At 64.1% G+C, this 18,287-nt stretch carries 16 protein-coding genes; 5 read left to right on the plus strand and 11 right to left on the minus strand.

The genetic code is table 11. The features are described from left to right. Window positions 1–44 precede the first annotated feature (44 nt). Window positions 45–503 (plus strand): nuclear transport factor 2 family protein, encoded by a 459-nt coding sequence (locus tag B0919_RS18315; RefSeq protein WP_078013734.1) that lies wholly within the window; start codon window positions 45–47, stop codon window positions 501–503. Between the two features lie 84 nt (window positions 504–587). Here B0919_RS18315 and B0919_RS18320 read toward each other — a convergent pair whose 3' ends face one another. From B0919_RS18320 to B0919_RS18330, 3 genes are all read right to left on the minus strand, one after another. After that, window positions 588–1,523, minus strand: a complete 936-nt coding sequence (locus B0919_RS18320; protein WP_078013735.1) for a manganese catalase family protein — start codon at window positions 1,521–1,523, stop codon at window positions 588–590. Window positions 1,524–1,744: 221 nt separating this feature from the next. After that, on the minus strand, window positions 1,745–2,155 hold the full coding sequence (locus B0919_RS18325; protein WP_078013736.1) for a DUF779 domain-containing protein: 411 nt from the start codon (window positions 2,153–2,155) through the stop codon (window positions 1,745–1,747). Between the two features lie 288 nt (window positions 2,156–2,443). Beyond that, entirely contained in the window at window positions 2,444–3,970 is a 1,527-nt protein-coding gene (locus B0919_RS18330; RefSeq protein WP_078013737.1) for an aldehyde dehydrogenase family protein, read from the minus strand. A gap of 329 nt (window positions 3,971–4,299) precedes the next feature. Here B0919_RS18330 and B0919_RS18335 point away from each other — a divergent pair, with 329 nt between their 5' ends. Beyond that, complete coding sequence (locus tag B0919_RS18335; RefSeq protein ID WP_078013738.1) at window positions 4,300–5,232, plus strand: AraC family transcriptional regulator; 933 nt, start codon at window positions 4,300–4,302, stop codon at window positions 5,230–5,232. Between the two features lie 9 nt (window positions 5,233–5,241). Beyond that, window positions 5,242–5,835, plus strand: a complete 594-nt coding sequence (locus B0919_RS18340; protein ID WP_078013739.1) for a DUF416 family protein — start codon at window positions 5,242–5,244, stop codon at window positions 5,833–5,835. A gap of 135 nt (window positions 5,836–5,970) precedes the next feature. Here B0919_RS18340 and B0919_RS18345 read toward each other — a convergent pair whose 3' ends face one another. The 3 genes from B0919_RS18345 to B0919_RS18355 all read right to left on the minus strand — a co-directional run bounded on the left by B0919_RS18345 (window position 5,971) and on the right by B0919_RS18355 (window position 10,627). Continuing rightward, window positions 5,971–6,897, minus strand: a complete 927-nt coding sequence (locus tag B0919_RS18345) for a bestrophin family protein (protein ID WP_078013740.1) — start codon at window positions 6,895–6,897, stop codon at window positions 5,971–5,973. A gap of 64 nt (window positions 6,898–6,961) precedes the next feature. Next, entirely contained in the window at window positions 6,962–7,489 is a 528-nt protein-coding gene (locus B0919_RS18350; RefSeq protein ID WP_078013741.1) for a GreA/GreB family elongation factor, read from the minus strand. Between the two features lie 147 nt (window positions 7,490–7,636). After that, window positions 7,637–10,627 carry a DUF2723 domain-containing protein gene (locus B0919_RS18355; RefSeq protein WP_078013742.1) on the minus strand — a complete coding sequence of 997 codons (2,991 nt, stop codon included), beginning with the start codon at window positions 10,625–10,627 and terminating at the stop codon, window positions 7,637–7,639. A 204-nt stretch (window positions 10,628–10,831) separates the two neighbouring features. Between B0919_RS18355 and B0919_RS18360 the strand changes: the two genes are divergently transcribed. Next, entirely contained in the window at window positions 10,832–12,106 is a 1,275-nt protein-coding gene (locus B0919_RS18360; protein WP_078013743.1) for a kelch repeat-containing protein, read from the plus strand. A 160-nt stretch (window positions 12,107–12,266) separates the two neighbouring features. Further along, entirely contained in the window at window positions 12,267–13,487 is a 1,221-nt protein-coding gene (locus tag B0919_RS18365) for an MFS transporter (protein ID WP_078013744.1), read from the plus strand. A 78-nt stretch (window positions 13,488–13,565) separates the two neighbouring features. On the opposite strand, the gene rfbD is transcribed toward B0919_RS18365, so the two are convergent. The 5 genes from rfbD to B0919_RS18390 all read right to left on the minus strand — a co-directional run bounded on the left by rfbD (window position 13,566) and on the right by B0919_RS18390 (window position 18,254). Next, a complete protein-coding gene (gene rfbD / locus B0919_RS18370) occupies window positions 13,566–14,426 on the minus strand; it encodes a dTDP-4-dehydrorhamnose reductase (RefSeq protein ID WP_078013745.1) in 861 nt (286 codons plus the stop codon). A gap of 129 nt (window positions 14,427–14,555) precedes the next feature. Next, window positions 14,556–15,494, minus strand: a complete 939-nt coding sequence (locus tag B0919_RS18375) for a TIGR03915 family putative DNA repair protein (protein ID WP_254846610.1) — start codon at window positions 15,492–15,494, stop codon at window positions 14,556–14,558. A gap of 284 nt (window positions 15,495–15,778) precedes the next feature. Further along, a complete protein-coding gene (locus B0919_RS18380) occupies window positions 15,779–16,663 on the minus strand; it encodes an alpha/beta fold hydrolase (protein ID WP_078013746.1) in 885 nt (294 codons plus the stop codon). A gap of 43 nt (window positions 16,664–16,706) precedes the next feature. Further along, window positions 16,707–16,889, minus strand: a complete 183-nt coding sequence (locus B0919_RS18385; RefSeq protein ID WP_078013747.1) for a hypothetical protein — start codon at window positions 16,887–16,889, stop codon at window positions 16,707–16,709. A gap of 39 nt (window positions 16,890–16,928) precedes the next feature. Beyond that, window positions 16,929–18,254, minus strand: coding sequence for a putative DNA modification/repair radical SAM protein (locus B0919_RS18390; RefSeq protein WP_078013748.1), 1,326 nt, complete (start codon window positions 18,252–18,254; stop codon window positions 16,929–16,931). Window positions 18,255–18,287 lie beyond the last annotated feature (33 nt).

The raw sequence follows: 18,287 nt of genomic DNA on the forward strand, positions 1-18,287 counted from the left end.
GCCTGGGTTTTCGCTTTCCCTCCTACTCCAACCAAAACCGTCCCATGAAAGCATTTGCAGCCATTCTGCTGGCTTCCGCCCTCACCGCGGCGTGCACGAAAGAAGCCGAAAAGCCGGCCGTGAACGTGCAAACCCTCGACCAGCAGTTCATCACCGCCTGGAACGCGCGCAACGCCATTCAGCTCGACACCCTGCTGGCCGACGACGTACACTTCCTGCAGGGCGAAGCCCACTACCAGGGCAAGTCGGAAGTATCCGACAAGTGGATCCGGGCCACGATGGGCACCATCGAGAACCTGCGCCTGAACGTGGCCACCTCCGCCAACGATGCCCAAACGGCCTTTGAAGGCGGCACCTACTCGGTGGATGTGCTGCCGGCCGGCCCGGGCCAGCCCAGCGGCATCGGCGAAGGCAACTTCGTGCTGATCTGGAAAAAGAACCCCAAAGGCCTCTGGAAACTTGGCTACGCCCAGCTGGAAGGCCTGCCGGTGCGCGCCCGATAGCCGATTCTACTAGCTCGACAAACGCCAAACAGGCCCCGACCAACTAAGTGGTCGGGGCCTGTTTGGCGTTTGTCGCCGGGCAAGCTATGCCTTGCTGCTGTCGCCGGAGCCGCCAAGCGGGCCGTGGCCGCCAGTGCCGCTGCCACTCATGGCGCCTTTCACCTTGTCGCTGACGGTGCCCATTGCAGCCCCCATGGTGGTCATCTGCTCGGTTTGGGCGTGGCCGCGCGGGTCGGGCGGAGCCAGCATCGGTACGCCGCCGATGGGCGCGGCCTTCACTACCTGGAACTCACCTTTGCCGTCGATAGACGGACCGCTGGTCCAGCGGCCACCCTCGGTGGTGTCGTTGCCGATGTAGGTGCTGACGAAGGCGTAGTTGAAGTTCTGGTTTTCCTCGCTCTGGGGGAAGCTGTTGGGGATGGGGTGCGCGCCCAGGCCGCCAATTTCCTCCAGCACGGCCATCCACTGGTTCTGGTGCATGGTGTCGCGGGCGATGAGGAAGGCCAGCATGTCCTTCATGCCGGGGTCGTCGGTGGCTTCCCAGAGACGGGTGGCCAGCACGCGGCCGGTGGCTTCGGCCATCACGTTGGCGTGCATGTCGGCGGCGAGGTTGCCGCTGCCCACTACCCACGAGCCGTTGAACGGCACGCCGTTGGCGTCTACCGCCATGGCGGCCAGGCCCGACGACAGCACGTGGCGCGGGTCCATGCCGCCGAGAACGGCGCCTACTACTTTGTCCTTGGCAAACTCATCCTGCACGCTCATCGGAGCGCCTTCCAGGTTCAGGGCCACGGCCGTGGCCAGCATCTCGATGTGGGAGATTTCCTCGGTGCCAGTTTCCAGCAGCATGTTGCGGTACTTCACCGGGCCGCGGGCGCCCCAGCCCTGAAACAGGTACTGCAGGCACACGCGGATTTCGCCTTCGATGCCGCCGATGGCCTGCTGCAGCATGCGGGCAAACACGGGGTTGGGCTTATCGACCCGGACTTTGTACTGCAGTTCTCTATCGTGGTAGAACATAACGTGAAAGGGGTTTTGGATGTGGTGTTGTAGCCCCATCGTTGGGGACGTAGGCTACCTGTACGCCCCTTGCACTCCTTCAAGCCAATGAAAAAACCCGCATTTCGCGGTGGTTTACCGCCACTGCATCCGGATTAATACGTACCGGAGGCGGTTACTAAAAGGTAATTCTGAAGAAATTCTGTTTTCCTCCCCCGGTATTGTTGAGTATGCTCAGCGCTTCAGGTATCGGCTACGTGCGATAAGTACTCTTCCCCGTCGTACACCGGCGCCAGGTTCTGTTCCTCCTCTTCGGTGAACAACCTCGACCGGATCAGGAACCGAACGCCCAGCGGAATTTCCAGCGAGAAACTGGCGCCGCGGCCCTTGGTCACATCCACCGTGAGCAAGGTGTGCTTCCAGTACTCAAACTGCGCCGCGCTCATGAAAAAGTCGCAGCCGTGGATGCGGCCCAGCCACACGTCGTTGGTGCTGACGCGAAACTCGCCCGCCGGAAAGCACATCGGCGAGGAGCCGTCGCAGCAGCCGCCACTCTGGTGAAACATCAGCGGGCCGTGCTCGTCGCGCAGCACATCAATGGTGGCCTCGGCGGCAGTGGTAACGAGCACGCGGGGCGTGGGAGTAGCAGACATAGATGTCGGGTGGGATTAGCAGAACACAGGACCAATGCTCAGCAGGCCGTGCTGACGCCGTAAGGGGCGGGCACGGCCTGCGGCGGCACAAAGCGCGGGGCAGCGTGGCTCGGGGGCGAAGTACCGGCCGGGCCGGGTGCGCCTACAGAAGGCAGGCGCCCTGGGCCCGGACCGGTATCAGCGCGCCCCCACGCGCTGAGAGGTGAGTGGTGAGGTGGTGAAATGGTGAGTACTGTTCTGAATACAGGAACATCAAACTCACCAATTCACCACCTCACTATTTCACTGCTAGAAGAAGCCCAGCTTTTGCTGGCTGTAGCTGATGAGCATGTTCTTGTTCTGCCGGTAGTGGCTGAGCATCATCTTGTGATTTTCGCGCCCGAAACCGGACTTGTGGTAGCCACCGAAGGGGGCGTGGGCCGGGTAGTGGTGGTAGCAGTTGACCCACACGCGGCCGGCCTCGATGGCGCGCGGCACCTGGTACAGCTCGTGCGCGTCGCGCGTCCACACGCCGGCGCCCAGGCCGTAGAGCGTGTCGTTGGCAATCTGCAGAGCTTCTTCGGTGGTTTTAAACGTCGTCACCGACACCACCGGACCGAAGATTTCCTCCTGGAAGATGCGCATCTTGTTGTGGCCGCGGAACAAGGTCGGCTGGATATAATAGCCTTCCGACAGCGCGTCGTCTTCCTGCTGGTACGCGTCGCCGCCGGCCAGCACTTCGGCGCCTTCCGCCTTGCCGATTTCCAGGTAGCTCAGGATTTTCTCGAACTGGTCGTTGGAAGCCTGCGCGCCCATCATGGTTTCCTTGTCGAGCGGGTTGCCGAGCTTTATGGCCTTCACGCGGGCCACCACGCGCTCGATGAACTCGTCGTAGATGTCTTCGTGCACGAGCATGCGCGAGGGGCAGGTGCAGACCTCGCCCTGGTTCAGGGCAAACATCACGGCGCCTTCGATAGCCTTGTCGAGGAAGTCGTCGTCGGCATCCATTACCGACTTGAAGAAGATGTTCGGCGACTTGCCGCCCAGCTCCAGCGTTACGGGAATGATGTTTTCGGAGGCGTACTGCATGATGAGGCGGCCGGTGGTCGTCTCGCCGGTGAAGGCCACCTTGGCAATGCGCGGGCTGCTGGCCAGTGGCTTGCCGGCTTCCAGCCCGAAGCCATTCACCACGTTCAGCACGCCGGCCGGCACCACATTCTGAATCAGCTCCATGAGCACCATAATGCTGGCGGGCGTCTGCTCGGCGGGCTTCACTACCACGCAGCAGCCGGCGGCCAGCGCGGGCGCGATTTTCCAGGTAGCCATCAGCAGCGGGAAGTTCCACGGAATGATCTGGCCCACCACGCCGATGGGCTCGTGCACGTTCAGGGACACGGTGGTAGCATCCAGCTCGGCCACCGAGCCTTCTTCGGCCCGGATGACGCCGGCGAAGTAGCGGAAGTGGTCGACGGCCAGGGGCAGGTCGGCGTTCAGGGTTTCGCGGATGGGCTTGCCGTTTTCCACGGTTTCCACCGCGGCCAGGTGCTCCAGGTTTTGCTCGATGATGTCGGCAATCTTCAGCAGCACGTTGCTGCGCGTGGTGGCCGAGGCGTGCTTCCAGGTCTTGAAGGCTTCGTGGGCCGCGTCGAGGGCCAGTTCCACGTCTTCCTTGGTGCTGCGGGCCACCTTGGTAAACGCCTTGCCGTCGATGGGCGAGAGGTTGTCGAAGTACTGGCCTTTAACCGGTGCCACCCACTTGCCACCGATGAAGTTGTCGTAGTGGTCCTTGAACTGGGGGCGGTCGACGAGGGTGGTGGTTCTTTCTAGCGTTTCCATGCGGATGGGAAGTGTTGTGGTTTTTGGGTAGCCCAATCTCCTTCCTTTTCTGCTCGCAGCGCTGCACTATTGTCGCAACAACCTCACCGATCGTCGCAAGTTGGTAAGGACTCGCTCACCCCGCGCCGAAGCCGTGCAACTCCTTCGCGCAGGTTCGTTATATTAGCAGAGCTTGGATGCGCGCTGCTCTTCCGCTCAGCCGCCTGATCCACCATCTAACCACTGGTTATCAGTCTGTAGCGCCTCCCTATTTCGCAACCATTACCGCTACTCCGGGTTGTTTCAGTACCGGAAGTAGCGTTGTCAGTTTAAGGCTTCCCCCGTTGCCCATGAGCCGAACGTTGTTGCCCTCCCCCATTGCCCTGCACCACCCCGCCGACCTCACCACGCTGGTCGAGCACCGCACGGTGTATTCGCTGAACGCCTACGAATTGAACATCTTCGAGACGCACCAGCAGGCGGCGCGCGTGCCGCTGAACCTCGGCTCGTTGGTGCTGACCACCATGCTGCGCGGCAAGAAGGTAATGCACCTGCCCGGCCGCGCCGCTTTTGACTACCTGCCGGGCGAGTCCGTCATCGTGGGCGAAGAGCAGACCATGGAAATCGACTTTCCGGAGGCCGACGAGCAGAACCCCACGCAGTGCCTGGCGGTGGCCATTCCGGCCGATACCATCCGGGCCACCGTGGACTTGCTCAACGAGCGGTACCCGCGCGTGGAGGAGCACCAGCCCTGGCAACTCGACGCGGAGGACTACGCGCACCTGCGCAACACGCCGGAGCTGACCGGCACGCTGGAGCGCATCATCCGGGTGTCGCAGGAAACCACGCCGACCAAGGACCTCTTGGCCGGCTTTACCCTGCAGGAGCTGCTGGTGCGCCTGATGCAGACCCAGGCCCGCAAGCTCATCTTCGACAACTACGCCCAGCACCTCACCTCCCACCGCTTCGCCCACGTGGTGCAGTTCATCAAGCGCAACCTGGCCGAGCCACTGTCGGTGGAAAAGCTCAGCGAACTGGCCTGCATGAGCAAAGCCACCTTCTTTCGCCTGTTCAAGCGTGAGTTCGGCCTTACGCCCGTGGAGTTCATCATTCAGGAGCGGCTGAAGGAGGCCAAGCGCCTGCTGCGCCACCCGCTGAGCACCGTGGCCGAGGTGTGCTACCGCACTGGTTTTAACAATCCAGCCTACTTCCAGAAGCTGTTTCGCAAGCACGAGGGCCTTACGCCGGGCCTGTACAAGAAGCAACAGTGCGCCATCGGCTAGCTTTGCGGCATGGCCGACGACTCAGCAACCCTCATCTACAGCTTATCCGACCGACAGAAGGCCGCCTTTGCCGGGCTCGTCTGCGAACGGCTGCTGCCGCAGTACGAAGCGTTTTGCCGGGCCGTGAGCTGGGGCAGCCCGGCCGTGTACGAGCGCGGCGTGGAGCTGCTGTATAACTCCGCGCTGGGTGAGTTCTTCGCCGAGGAAGCCGCCGCGCTGCTGGAAAAGCTGGATTTCGTCACGCCCGGCCTGACGGATTTCAGCACGCCGCTCACGCCCTACGCCGTCGATGCCTGCATTGCCCTACACGAGGCGCTACAGTTCCTCGTAGACAAGCAGGAAAGCCACATCAGCCACTGTGCAACGGCCACTGTGGACAGCGTGGAAATGTTTGTGGAGGAGTACCGGCAGCTGCCCAGCTTGCAGCGCGGCCAAACGGCCATCATTGCCGCCGACCCGTTCATGCAGGCCGAGCTGGCGCGGCAGCACCGCCTGATCGAAGCTCTGCTCAGCATCCACGAGTTCGACGCGGCCAGCATCCACCAGCTGCGCCGGCTCAACGGCAGCGGCGGCATCGTAGATCTGACGCGGCTGCCGCAGTAGCACAGCGCCTAACGTTGCCTTTCATCCTGAGCCCAAGGCAAAGGACCTTCCCACGTGTGAACGAGTCGTTGTCACGATTATCGTTCTAGCGTAGCAAGGTCCTTTCTTCGTCAGGATGACAGACGGTTCTTGGGATTACTGCACCACGCTGTAGGGCGCGTCGGCCAGGGCTTTTTTGGCTTCGGGCAGCTCCACGCCCAGGATTTCGTGGATGTTGACGCGCATGCGGTGGGCCATCTGGGCCAGCGGCAGGTCGTTGCTGTCACGGCCGAAGGGGTCTTCGATTTCGTCGCCGATCATTTCCACCCCGAGCAGCGCATAGGCGCCGAACATGGTGATGGGTATCATGAAGTAGTCGTAGGCGTTGATCAACACCCAGGGCATGGCCAGCAGAAACACCGTGATGAAGCCCTTAATGAAGAAGCTGTAGGAAAACGGGATGGGCGTGCGCTGAATTCGCTCGCAACCGCCGCACACGTCGAGCAGGGCCTCGTGGTGGCGCTGAATGGTGATGAGGTGCGCGGGCAGGATGGCGTCCTCGCGCAGCAGCAGCTCGTAGAATTCCTGGAGCAAGGCCGACAGCAACGAGGGCACGTGGCCCGATTCGCGCAGCTTCTGCGTCAGGTTGCCGGGCAGGTCTTCCAGCTGCTCGAACCGTACGCCGTCGCGCAGGTGGCCTTCGAGGGCAATAGGGAAATTGGAGAGCAGCTTGGCCAGGTGGTAGCGGTGGCTGCGGTCGTGGGTGGGCAGGCGGGCGTGCAGCAGGGCGGCCAGGTTGCGGCAGTTGTTGGTGAGCTGCCCCCACAGCCGCCGGCCTTCCCAGAACCGGTCGTAGGCGGTGTTGGTGCGAAAGGCCAGCAGCAAGCTCAGCAGGATGCCCAGCAGCGAGAAGTACTGCGGATCGATGGTGACCTTGAAGCCCATGAAGCGGTGGGCGACAATAATCACGGCGGTACTGTATACGCCCAGCAGCAGCACGCGCTGCAGCAGCTTCTGGATGATGGGCGACTTGCGCAGGTGCCGGAAGGCATCCCACCAGTCAGCCGATTTGTAAACGATCATGCGACCTGTTCGGGGTTAGGGGTTGCGGCAAAGCTACGCCCGACCCGAAAATCTGCCGACGGCGCTACGTTCCGGCGTCGTAGCTGATGCCCACGATTTCCACCAGCTCCTCGCGGGCGCCAAACTGCAGGGGCACCGTCTGGCCGATGCGGGCCCCCAGCACGGCCCGCGCAATGGGCGCCACAAAAGCCACCTTGCCCTCCGCCACCGAAGCCTCGTCCACGCCCACGATGGCAAAGCGACGCTCCAGCCCCGCTTTGCCGCCGCTCTTGGTGCGCAACGTCACGGCGGCCCCGAAACGAACCTCCTCGGGCGGCTGCTGGCGTGGGTCCACCACTTTGGCGCTGGCAAGACGGGCATTGAGCAGGCTGAGTTTGCCGTTGAGCAGGCTCAGCTGCCGCGTGCGGTCGGTGTCGTTGTCGCGGTTGGCTTCGGCCTGGCTGCGCTCGGCATCGAGGGCTTCCAGCTCCTCGCGCAGCAACTCCAGCCCGCGGGGCGTCACGTAGTTGGGCGTATTGGGTGGCAGGGCCGCCCGGGGCGGAATGATAGGCGGCTGCTGCGAATCGTCTTCTTTTACAAAACCTCGGCTCATGCCGGAAGAAACGCAAGCCGCGACGCGAGGTTGTAGCCCGAAGTGGAGCTTTGCGCATTCCGAACGGTAGTTATCGGCTGAGATTGTAACAATGACTGACGTACGAAATACGCGCGGCGGCTCCCCCCACTACTCCCAGCTACGCCTTTACGAGCGCGGCAGGTACTGCTCAAACAAGCTGGCAATGCGCTGGGCCCGGGCCGTGTCGTTGGTATCGGCGGCGGCCTGGTAAAGGCGGCTAAGGGTCAGGGCTTCGGTCTGAATTTCGCGCTCGAAACGGGCCGGTTCGTGGGTTGTGTAGTAGGCCAGGCTCTGCTGGGCGCGGTTGGTGAGCAGGTCCATGAGGCGGTGCGCCCGCGGGGCCTCACCGAGCTTGACCAGCGGGGCTACCAGATCGGCCGTGGTGTAGTCGTAGGGTACGGTATCATCGGGCATCACGCGCAGGCAGCGGTCGATGACCTGCTTGGCGCGGGCGTGGTTGCCATCGTGCATGTAGGCCTGGGCGAGGCGGGCAAACTGCTCGCGGTAAGCCCCTACGATGCGGCGCTGCGGCTCGTCGTAGTACACGCGCGGGTTGGCCAGGTTGCGGTACGAAAACTTGCGCATCAGCGAGTCGAACAGCGCCTCCCGGGCCACGTAGCCGATTTCCTGGGGCTTGGCTTCGGGGTTCTGGCAAGGCAGCACGCGGTAGGCCATGCCTTCCAGCTGCAGGTAGGGCTCCAGTCCGGCGTACTCGCTCGGGGCCATGTAGCCCGACAAGTACACCGGCCGCTGCCAGTTGGCCGAAGCAATGATATCGAGCAAAGCCAGCTCCTTTTTCTCCATCACGCCACCGGCACCGGCCTGCCACTGCATGCGCGGCACCAGCTGCCCCCGCCGCTCCCGCGGCACAATGCCGGCGCGGCGCACGGCGGCGGTGTCCACGTCGAGGTAAAAGGCGCGCGTGGGGTACGAAAGCAGCGTACGGCCGCTTTGCGTCTGCACTTGCAGCAGGGGCGAGTTCTGGCGCACCAGCTGCATGAATTCGCGCAGGTTGACGGCCGGCACCGCCGGGTTGGCTACCAGTGGCAGGTAGTCGTTGGTGCCCTGGGTATAGTCGGGGTGGCTCAGCGTCATGGGCAGCGGCGCCGATGGGCCCATGCGCTGCTGCATCTGATCGATGTACCAATCGGTGTTGAGGTACGGCGACACGGCCACGCGCACGTCGGGCCGGATGCCTTCCACCTGTTGGGCGTACCAGAGCGGAAACGTGTCGTTGTCGCCGGCGGTGATAAGCAGCGCATTCGGCGCCACGCTGTTGAGCATGTTGCGGGCCCAGTCCAGCGCCAGGTAGCGGTTGGAGCGGTTGTGGTCGTCCCATCCCTGCTGGGCCATCAGCGCGGGCACCGCCAGGCCGAGGGCCGTGGCCAGCGCCACGCGCAGGCGCTCCGGCCGCAGCAGGCTCCGCAGGGCCTCACTCAGCGCCAGCACGCCCAGCCCGATCCAGATGGCAAAGGCGTAGAACGAGCCGACGAAGGTGTAGTCCCGCTCGCGCGGCTCGATGGGCGGCTGGTTCAGGTAGAGCACAATGGCCACGCCCGTCAGCCCGAAAAGCAGGCCAACCACCAGGGCATTGCGGCCGTCGCGGCGCAGGTGAAAGAGCAGGCCGGCCACGCCCAGCAGCAGCGGCAGGACCAGGTAGTTGTTGCGGGCGGCACTGTCGGCCAGTCGTTCGGGCAGGCCGTTGCGGCGGCTTTCGGTAGGCCACAACACGCCGGCCTGCTGCACATCGGAGTCGCGGCCAACGAAATTCCACAGGAAGTAGCGCCAGTACATGTGTCCGATCTGGTAGCGCAGCAGAAAGCCGAGGTTGTCGGCCATGGTGGGACGCTGGTCGGGCTGCACATCCACCCACTTTTGGTACTCGCGCAGGTGGCCGGGCTGGTTGCTGTAGAGGCGCGGCAGCAGCATTTTGTCCGCGTCGGCGTAGCGGGTTTCGGGCTTGTGCTCCACCACCACGTAGCGGCCGTTTTGCCGCTCGTAGCGCGGGGCACCGTCTTGCTGTTCCACCGGTTGGGCATTGAACTGCGGCCCGTAGAGCAGGGGCCGGTCGCCGTACTGCTCGCGCTTCAGGTAGCTCACGAAGGACAGCACGTCGCCGGGGTTGTTTTCGTCGATGAGCGGGTTGAAGCCCGAGCGGATCGGCACGATGAGGTAGGACGAGTAGCCGATGAGCACGAACACCAGCCCCAGCAGAGCCGTGTTCAGCAGGTGTTTCTGGCGCCGGATGGAGTAGCGGAAGCCAGCTGCCAGCAAGCCCACAAGCAGCAGCCCAAACAGCACGACGCCCGAGTTATAGGGCAGACCGAAGGCGTTTACGCTGAGCACTTCCAGGCCGCCGGCCAACGACGGCAGCCCCGGAATGACGCCCACCAGAATCAGTAATACCACGGCGCTACTCAGGGCGAGGGTGAGCAGCGCCCCCCGCATGGTGGGCTGCGCAGCGCGGCGGAAGTAGAAAATGAAGCCCAGCGCTGGCAGGGCCAGCAGATTCAGCAGGTGCACCCCGATGCTCAGCCCGATGACGTAGGCAATGAGCACCAGCCATTTGTCGGAATCGGCTTCGCTGGCGCGATTTTCCCACTTCAGCATCAGCCACACCACCGCGGCCGTGCCCAACGACGACAGCGCGTACACCTCGGCCTCCACGGCGTTGAACCAAAACGAATCGGAGAAGGCCAGGGCCAGGGCCCCGACGGCACCGCTGCCGAGGATAAGGGCGGTTTGGCCGGCGGTGGGCTCAACCGGCCGGTCGTCGTGCATGCCTGGACGGTGCAGCGTCAGCTTCCTGGCCAGCATGGTGATGGTCCAGAACAGCAGCAGCACCGTGAGGGCGCTGCTCAGGGCCGAGAGCAGGTTGACGAGCACCGGCACCCGCGCCCCGTCGCCGAAGGAAAGCAGGGAAGCCAGCCGGCCCAGCAGCAGGAACGTGGGCGCGCCGGGCGGGTGCGGCACCTGTAGCTTGTGGGCGCTGGCAATGAATTCGCCGCAATCCCAGAAGCTCACCGTGGGTTCCAGGGTGAGGGCGTAGGTGGCCAAGGCCAAGGCAAAAATCAGTCCGCCGGCGAGGTTGTTGAGCGTGGAATAGGAGTAGCGCATAAGCCGTTCGGGGTTGCGTGAAGCGTCGTCTCAAGCGGCTCAGATGCCGCAGCCGGGGAAAGGGTTGCCTGAGCGGTGCGGGCAGCTTGCCGAAAGCTCGTACCCCGCTGCCTTGCGGCGGCTGATAAGCTGATTTGTCCGTACTTACCAGCGCATTATTTTTCACCGCCCGACGACCGACCGGTTCTTTATTTCCGCTACTCTATGACGCACATTTCCACAACTGTACGAACAAAGCTGGCTTCGCTCCTGCTGGCCGCTGGCGTCGCGCTGCCCAGCCACGCCCAGGTTCCGTCTTTCACCTGGGCCACCATGGCGCCGGCGCCGCTGGGCCGCTACGAAGCCTTGGGCACCGTAGCCGAGGGCCGCCTGTACGTATTTGGCGGCTTCTACACTACCAGCATCATCGATGCCACCGCCCGCTGCGACGTGTACGACCCGGCCACCAACACCTGGACGCAGCTGGCCAACATGCCCGAGGCCATGACCCACACCGGCCTTGCCTACGACGGCGCCGGCCACCTGTACATGGCCGGCGGCTATGTGGGCCGGCACCCCGGGCCCATCACCGAACACGTCTGGCGCTACGACATTGCCACCAATACCTGGAGCGCGGGCGTGCCCCTGCCCTCCGGGCGGGGCGGGTGCATGCTGGTGGCTCGCGGCCGCACGCTGCACGTATTCGGCGGCGCGGCCCGTTTCGGCGGCGTCTCCTCCTACGATATTGCCGAACACCTCACCCTCGACCTCGACGCGCCCAACCCGACGTGGGTAGCGCGCGCTCCGCTGCCAAACCCGCGCAACCACCTGGGCGGCGTGGCGCTCAACGGCAAGGTCTACGCCATCGGCGGGCAGCACCTCGACAACGAAACCACCGAAAACCAGGCCTCGGTGCATGAGTACGACCCCGCCACCGATACCTGGACCGCCAAAGCCAACATGCCCCGCACGCTGGGCCATATCACGAGCACGGTGCTGGCCCTGAACAACCGCATTGTGGTAGTGGCGGGCGTCACCAACATTGCCGGCGCGGTGCCGAACCTCATCGAATTTGACCCGGTGGCCAACACTTGGCGCGAAATCACGCCGCTGCCGGAGCGCCGCCACTCGCCGGTAGCAGGCGTGGTGGGCGGGCGTCTGCTGGTCACGGGCGGCACTTACACCCAGCTGCACACCGAAACCTGGCAATCGGCCCAGGTGCTGAGCGCGGCTTCTCCCCTACCGCTGACGTTGGCTGGCTTGTACCCCAATCCGGCCCGGACGACGGAAACCGTACAGCTTACCTGGCCGGGCGCGGCCTCGGGCCCGGTGCAGGTGGAAATTGTGGATGCGCTGGGGCGGGTGCGTCACCGCGCGCAGTACCTGTGGCGTGGGGCGCAGGCCGGCACGTTGGCTACCACGGGCCTAGGCGCTGGGCTGTATACCGTCCGGCTACAGCAAGGCCGGCAAAGCGCTGCTGCTCGGCTGGTTATCCAATAAAGCTTCGGATTTCGCCCGTTTTCCGGGGGCCAAGCGCAGCTTGCCTACCGCTGCTGCCCGTAGAACATGACCCGGCTTCGCTGTTTAGCGAAGCACGGGCGGCGCGTTAGGCTCCGCTCGGGTTGTTACTGCTGGCGCAGCTGCTGCGCATCTCTCCCTTATGACGTCCTCTTCCGTTAGCCCTTCGGCTCCATCGGCTCCGGCCCACGCGCTGCCCACGTCCCTGGTCTGGCTTATGTCCCTGACCTGCGGCCTGGTGGTAGCCAATATCTACTACAACCAACCGCTGCTGGGCGAAATCGGCCGCAGCTTCGGGGTGGCCGAAAGCCAGGCCAGCCTCGTGGCCACCATCACGCAGGTGGGCTACACGCTGTGCATGCTATTGGTCGTGCCACTCGGCGACAAGCTCGAACGTAAGCGGCTCATTCTGATTATGCAGCTCGGCGCGGCCCTGTGCATGGCCGCCGCGGCCTGGGCTCCCAGCTTCGGGGTGCTGCTCGGCGCCAGCCTGCTGATTGGCGTGTGCTCGGCCGTGCCCCAACTGCTGCTGCCCATGGCCGCCCACCTCGCCCCGGATGAAGACCGCGGCCGCATCGTGGGCCAGATCATGAGCGGACTGCTGGTGGGCATTCTGCTCTCGCGTACCGTCAGCGGCTACGTGGGCGCGCACCTGGGCTGGCGCACCATGTTTGGCGGCGGCGCGGCGGCCATGGTGCTGCTCGGCGCGGTGCTGGCCTGGCGCCTGCCCACCGACCGGCCCAACTTCACCGGCTCCTACGCCTCCCTGATGACCTCGCTGCTCACACTCACGCGCCAGTTGCCGCTGCTGCGCCGCTCGGCCCTCATCGGCGGCACCATGTTCGCCGGCTTCAGCGTGTTCTGGACTACGCTGGTCTTCCTACTCGAAGGCGCGCCCTACCACTACCACAGCGACGTAGCCGGCTTTTTCGGCCTGATCGGGGCCTGTGGCGCCCTGGCAGCCCCGCTGGCCGGCAAAACCGCCGATACCCGCGGGCCGGATTTTGCCATCCGCATCGGCATAGGCCTGGCGGTGCTGGCATACGGCATCATGTTTCTGGGCAGTAGCTACATCGCCGCGCTGGTCGTGGGCGTTATTCTGCTCGATGTAGGCGTGCAGGCCACGCACATTTCCAACCAGTCGCGCATCTTCTCGCTGATTCCGGAAGCCCGTAGCCGCCTGAATACCGTGTACATGACAGCCTACTTCATCGGCGGCGCCGTCGGCTCGCTCGTCGGCGGCTGGGCCTGGACGCATGGCCGCTGGCCAGGGGTGTGCGCGGCTGGCCTGGGGTTCGTGGCGCTGGCTTTCCTGGCCAGCCGCATGTACGGGCGTAGCAGTGCCGAAAAGCAGGTTGCCTAGCCACGTTAGTCCGTTAAAATACAGGGCGGCCGGAGCTGACATAGCTCCGGCCGCCCTGTTTATATCAACAGTTGGCAGCTATTGGCTGGCCAAACGGCGCATGCACTCCTGCAGGCTCGTCCGCCAGTGCGGAATGGCAATGCTGAGCCCGGCTTTTGCTTTGCTCTTGTCCATCACTGAGTAAGCGGGGCGCGTAGCCTTGGTCGGATACTCGCTCGTGCGGATAGGAACGGTTCGGGTCGACAGCCCGCCCAGCTCAAAGATGGCCACCGCGAAATCGTACCACGACGTGATGCCCTCGTTGCTGTAGTGGTACAGCCCGTATTGCGTGTTACCCGTCTGGATGATGTGCAGCAGCACCCCGGCCAGGTCGATGGCGTAGGTGGGCGTGCCCAGTTGGTCCCAGATGACGCGCATCTCGTCCCGCTCGCGGCCGAAGCGCAGCATGGTCTTGACGAAGTTGCCGGCGTACTCGGAGTAGAGCCAGCTGGTGCGCAGGATGAAATACCGCTCCGTGTGCGTCGGAATTACCTGCTCGCCTTCCAGCTTGGTCAGGCCGTAGGCGCTGATGGGCGCCGTTTCGTCGGTTTCCAACAAGGGTTGATTGCCGGTGCCGGCAAACACAAAATCGGTGGAGATGTGTAGCAGCGTGGTGCCGAACTCGCCGCACAGGCGGGCCAGATTTTCCGCCCCGTCGCGGTTTACGCGGCGCGCAATGTCCAGCTCGTCTTCGGCCTTGTCCACGGCCGTGTAGGCGGCGCAGTTGATGCAGTACTGCGGCTGGTACTGCTCGAAGGCTTTGCGCAGCACTTGCGGGTCCAGAATATTCGCCTGCTCCTCGGGCAGCATCACCAGCCCCGAGATGTTTCGCTCGGCTGCCACGTGGGCCAAGCACTGCCCCAGTTGCCCGGAGGCGCCAAAAACCAGAATGCTGTTCATGTAGTATCGCGTCGAGGGTAGCTGTCCGGCCGCGAAAATGCGAAATAAACGCCGGCCAACCGGTGCTACGCCCCCTAGGCCACGCTCCAGCCCAGCTCAACGCCGGTAGCTGCACCGCCCCAGACGCGGCTAGTGCGGCGCGGTCGGGTTCTTGTTGTCGATGGGCCGGAACTGCCGCTCGCGGGGCTGCTTTTCGGTCAGGTATTTCCAGTAGCGCTTGGGCATGTGGCGGCGGTGCAGCTTCACGTTTTTGCGCTCGGGAATGTTGACGTGGTCGAAGTAGGCCTGCCAGAGCACCTGAAACAGCGGCTCCCGCTCATCAAGCACGGCCGCCGATACGGCCGAGCTGCTGGCCGCCACCGCCTCCACGGCCGCGTCGAAGCTCACCACGTCGGTGCGGTGCAGGTCGTAGTAGAGGCCGTAGCGGCGACGCCGGTCGAAGATGAGCCAGCGCTGGTCGGCGTAGCGCTTGGTGAAGTGCTCGGCAATGAGCGGCAGCACATCGTAATCGGGCTCGATACTGGCGTGAAACAGCCCGTCCTGCGTCCGCTCGAAGCGCACAAACGCTTCCATGCGGTGCTTCTCGCGAAACAGCTGCTTGGTCACGTCGGCCACGGCGCGCACGGTGTCGTTGCTGAAATTCTCGCTGATGTCCTGCCCGCCGGCTTCGGTGGCCAGCTGCACGTAGCGAAAAATCAGCTGCTCCCGGTCGGCCCGCTCCGACAGGAAGGTTTTGTACAGGTTGGTACGCGCCTCGGCGGGCATGTACTTCAGCAGCCCGTCCCACACGCGCCGGGCGCGGTCCTCGTCGGTGAGCACGGCAATGGTTTGGCTGAACAGGCCGCCCTGCGCCGCGCCCTCCGGCTCAATGGCCTCGGGCCAGAGCCGCTGCTCCCAGCACGTGAGCAGCACCGACAGCAGCCCATCGAACGAGCAGTCGTAGGTGAAACGCGCGGCCGCGTCGAAGCTCGGCGGCAGCTGACCAGCGCGCTGTAGCGAAGTAATGGGGGGCTGCGCCGGCAGCCCCGGCGCCCGGCGGGCAAGTGAAGTATTGCGCGGCTTTTTCAAAGGAGAATACGACTTCTTGAAGCTTTATAGGCAGTCTGATTAGGGGGTCATGTCAAGCTTGTTGAGACATCTCGCGGGCTTCGTTGAACGACTCGGAAAAGGTTCGTCATGTCGAGCTTGTCGAGACATCTCGCGTGCTGACGGCCGATAGTCACCTCACTTCTTCAACGAGCAGATTACTATCCGGCGAGATGTCTCCACTGCGCCCGACATGACGTTCTTTCTTGGATGCTCTGGTGACTGGCCCGCCACTCTTCTTTTTGAGCTTAGGATTGGTTGATTTTTTACCGCATTGGGGTATTGTGCGCCTCGCCCAGAAACTCCAGCAGCAGCTGATTCACCCGCTCGGCTTCTTCGTGCTGAACCCAGTGCGTGGCCTTATCAAAGTACGTCAGCCGGCCCTGGTCGCAGTAGTGCAGGCTTTCGGCCGCCATGTGCGCTTCCAGAAAAGCGTCGCGGCGTCCCCAGATGAGCTGCAGCGGCACCTCGATGCGGCCGCCCTGGATGCTCTGCCGCCCTTGTCGGGCGGCGGCCCGGTACCAGTTGATCATGCTGCGCATGGCGCCAGGCTGGCTCCACGCCAGACGGTAGCGGCGCAGGTCGTCGTGGGAGAAGGTGCCGCGCCGGCTCGTGCCGACCAGCGCCTGCCGCCCGGCCCACCAGTGGTTCAGGCGCGTCAGCTGCTCGGGCAGCCACGGCAGCTGGAAAAACAAGGCGTACCAGCTTTTGCGTCGCTGCCGGCCGCTGTGCCGCAGCGTGCGCCCGAATACCGCCGGGTGCGGCACGTTCAGAATAGCTACGCGCGCCACGCGTTCGGGGTGCTGCATGGCCAGGTGCCACGCCACGATGCCGCCCCAGTCGTGGCCCACGACGCAGGCCTGCGGCCGGCCGGCTGCATCCAGCAACCCAATGATATCAGCCACCAGCTTCGGCACGGCGTAGGCGGCCACGCGGCCGGGTTTGTCGGAGAGGTTGTAGCCGCGCTGGTCGGGCGCCCACACCCGATAGCCGGCCGCCGCCAGCGCCGGTATCTGCCGGTGCCAGCCGTACCAAAACTCCGGGAAGCCGTGCAGCAGCACGACCAAAGGGCCGTCGACGGGGCCGCTCTGCACCACGTGCAGCCGCAGGCCGTTGGTCTCGACGTAATGGTGTTCGAGGGCGTGTTCCATACCTCCTATACCGCCGCGGCGGCCAGAAGGTGACACCCCGGGCTTAAGCGGCTTCGGCGGGGCGCTGCTGGGCGGCCAGTTGCTCGCGGCGAGTCTGAAGCTGCTGGCGCACAATGGGCAGCAGCTCCGAAAGCTTGCAGCAGCAGGCCATACGGGCCACTTTATCGGCTTCGTCGAGCGTCGGGCCGAGGGGCAGCGCGGGTTGGTCGTGGTGCAGAATGGTCATGGCAGTGTTAAGAGAGGAGAGGTTGCTAGAGTCGGGGGCTTAGCCAGCCTGCCGAAACAAATCGAGCTGGGGCGAGACGAGGTCGGGCGGGGTGATGATGGTGGGCTCGGGCGCAAACAGATCGAGCTGGCGCTTCACCAGGGCCGAGCGCGTTTGCCCGTCGCCGTAGAGGATTTTGCGGCGCACGGTCTGCTCGTCGTACTCACGCTTTTCCAGGGCCATGCCCCGGCAGGTAATGAAGTAGCGCGCCCGGCGCAGCACCACGCCGAACTTGTGCAGGTGGTCGAGGGTGAGCGGGGCGAAGCGGCGGGCGGCCACGATGCGCTTGGCCGACTTCATGCCCACGCCCGGCACGCGTAGAATCAGCTCGTAGTCGGCCGTGTTTACATCGACGGGAAACACGTGGCGGTGGCGCAGGGCCCAGGCCAGCTTCGGGTCGATTTCCAAGTCGAGGTGCGGGTGCGCGGGGTCGAGGATTTCGTCGGCCTCGAAGCCGTAAAAGCGCATCAGCCAGTCGGACTGGTAGAGGCGGTGCTCACGCATCAGCGGGGGCTGCACCACCTGTGGCAGGCGCGCATCGCCGCTCACCGGCACGTAGCCCGAGTAGTACACGCGCTTCAGGCCGTAGCCCTTGTAGAGGCCGTCGGCGAGCTTGATGATCTGGTGGTCGGTTTCGGGCGAAGCACCCACCACGAGTTGCGTGGTCTGGCCGGCCGGGGCAAACTGCGGGGCTTTCTTGAACAGCTCCCGCTCCTCGCGGTTCTCGGCCACAGTGCGCTGAATCTGACTCATCGGAGTCAGAATTTCGGCGTAGTTTTTCTCGGGTGCCAGCGTGGTCAGGCTCAGCTCCGAGGGCAGCTCGATGTTGACGCTGAGGCGGTCGGCGTACAGCCCGGCTTCCTTGATCAGCTCTTCCGAAGCGCCGGGAATGGTCTTGAGGTGGATGTAGCCGTTGAACTTCTCCTCGGTGCGCAGCTTTTTGCAGATGCGCACCAGCCGCTCCATGGTGTAGTCGGGCGAGGAAAAAATGCCGCTGCTCAGGAATAGGCCCTCGATGTAGTTGCGGCGGTAGAAATTCATGGTCAGGTCCACCACCTCGTCCACCGTGAAGGCGGCGCGCTTCACGTCGTTGGACTTGCGCGAGACGCAGTAGGCGCAGTCGAAAATGCAGTGGTTGGTGAGCAGAATCTTCAGCAAGGACACGCAGCGGCCGTCCTCGGTGTAGCTGTGGCAGATGCCCATGCCCTCCGCGTTGCCCAGGCCGCGGTTCTCATTTTTGCGCTTGCCGCCGCTGCTCGAACACGAGGCATCGTACTTGGCGGCATCGGCCAAAATGCTTAGCTTTTCTATGATTCGCTCGTTCATGCTGGGGCTGCGCTTCGGGGTGTAAATATTCAG

It is taken from the genome of Hymenobacter sp. CRA2, from assembly GCF_002007105.1.
Lineage (GTDB): Bacteria > Bacteroidota > Bacteroidia > Cytophagales > Hymenobacteraceae > Solirubrum.

Excerpts from the sequence above, each read along its gene's own strand:
- B0919_RS18315 (WP_078013734.1), top strand. The coding sequence starts at position 45 with ATGAAAGCATTTGCAGCCATTCTGCTGGCTTCCGCCCTCACCGCGGCG.
- B0919_RS18320 (WP_078013735.1), bottom strand. The coding sequence starts at position 1,523 with ATGTTCTACCACGATAGAGAACTGCAGTACAAAGTCCGGGTCGATAAG.
- B0919_RS18325 (WP_078013736.1), bottom strand. The coding sequence starts at position 2,155 with ATGTCTGCTACTCCCACGCCCCGCGTGCTCGTTACCACTGCCGCCGAG.
- B0919_RS18330 (WP_078013737.1), bottom strand. The coding sequence starts at position 3,970 with ATGGAAACGCTAGAAAGAACCACCACCCTCGTCGACCGCCCCCAGTTC.
- B0919_RS18335 (WP_078013738.1), top strand. The coding sequence starts at position 4,300 with ATGAGCCGAACGTTGTTGCCCTCCCCCATTGCCCTGCACCACCCCGCC.
- B0919_RS18340 (WP_078013739.1), top strand. The coding sequence starts at position 5,242 with ATGGCCGACGACTCAGCAACCCTCATCTACAGCTTATCCGACCGACAG.
- B0919_RS18345 (WP_078013740.1), bottom strand. The coding sequence starts at position 6,897 with ATGATCGTTTACAAATCGGCTGACTGGTGGGATGCCTTCCGGCACCTG.
- B0919_RS18350 (WP_078013741.1), bottom strand. The coding sequence starts at position 7,489 with ATGAGCCGAGGTTTTGTAAAAGAAGACGATTCGCAGCAGCCGCCTATC.
- B0919_RS18355 (WP_078013742.1), bottom strand. The coding sequence starts at position 10,627 with ATGCGCTACTCCTATTCCACGCTCAACAACCTCGCCGGCGGACTGATT.
- B0919_RS18360 (WP_078013743.1), top strand. The coding sequence starts at position 10,832 with ATGACGCACATTTCCACAACTGTACGAACAAAGCTGGCTTCGCTCCTG.
- B0919_RS18365 (WP_078013744.1), top strand. The coding sequence starts at position 12,267 with ATGACGTCCTCTTCCGTTAGCCCTTCGGCTCCATCGGCTCCGGCCCAC.
- rfbD (WP_078013745.1), bottom strand. The coding sequence starts at position 14,426 with ATGAACAGCATTCTGGTTTTTGGCGCCTCCGGGCAACTGGGGCAGTGC.
- B0919_RS18380 (WP_078013746.1), bottom strand. The coding sequence starts at position 16,663 with ATGGAACACGCCCTCGAACACCATTACGTCGAGACCAACGGCCTGCGG.
- B0919_RS18385 (WP_078013747.1), bottom strand. The coding sequence starts at position 16,889 with ATGACCATTCTGCACCACGACCAACCCGCGCTGCCCCTCGGCCCGACG.
- B0919_RS18390 (WP_078013748.1), bottom strand. The coding sequence starts at position 18,254 with ATGAACGAGCGAATCATAGAAAAGCTAAGCATTTTGGCCGATGCCGCC.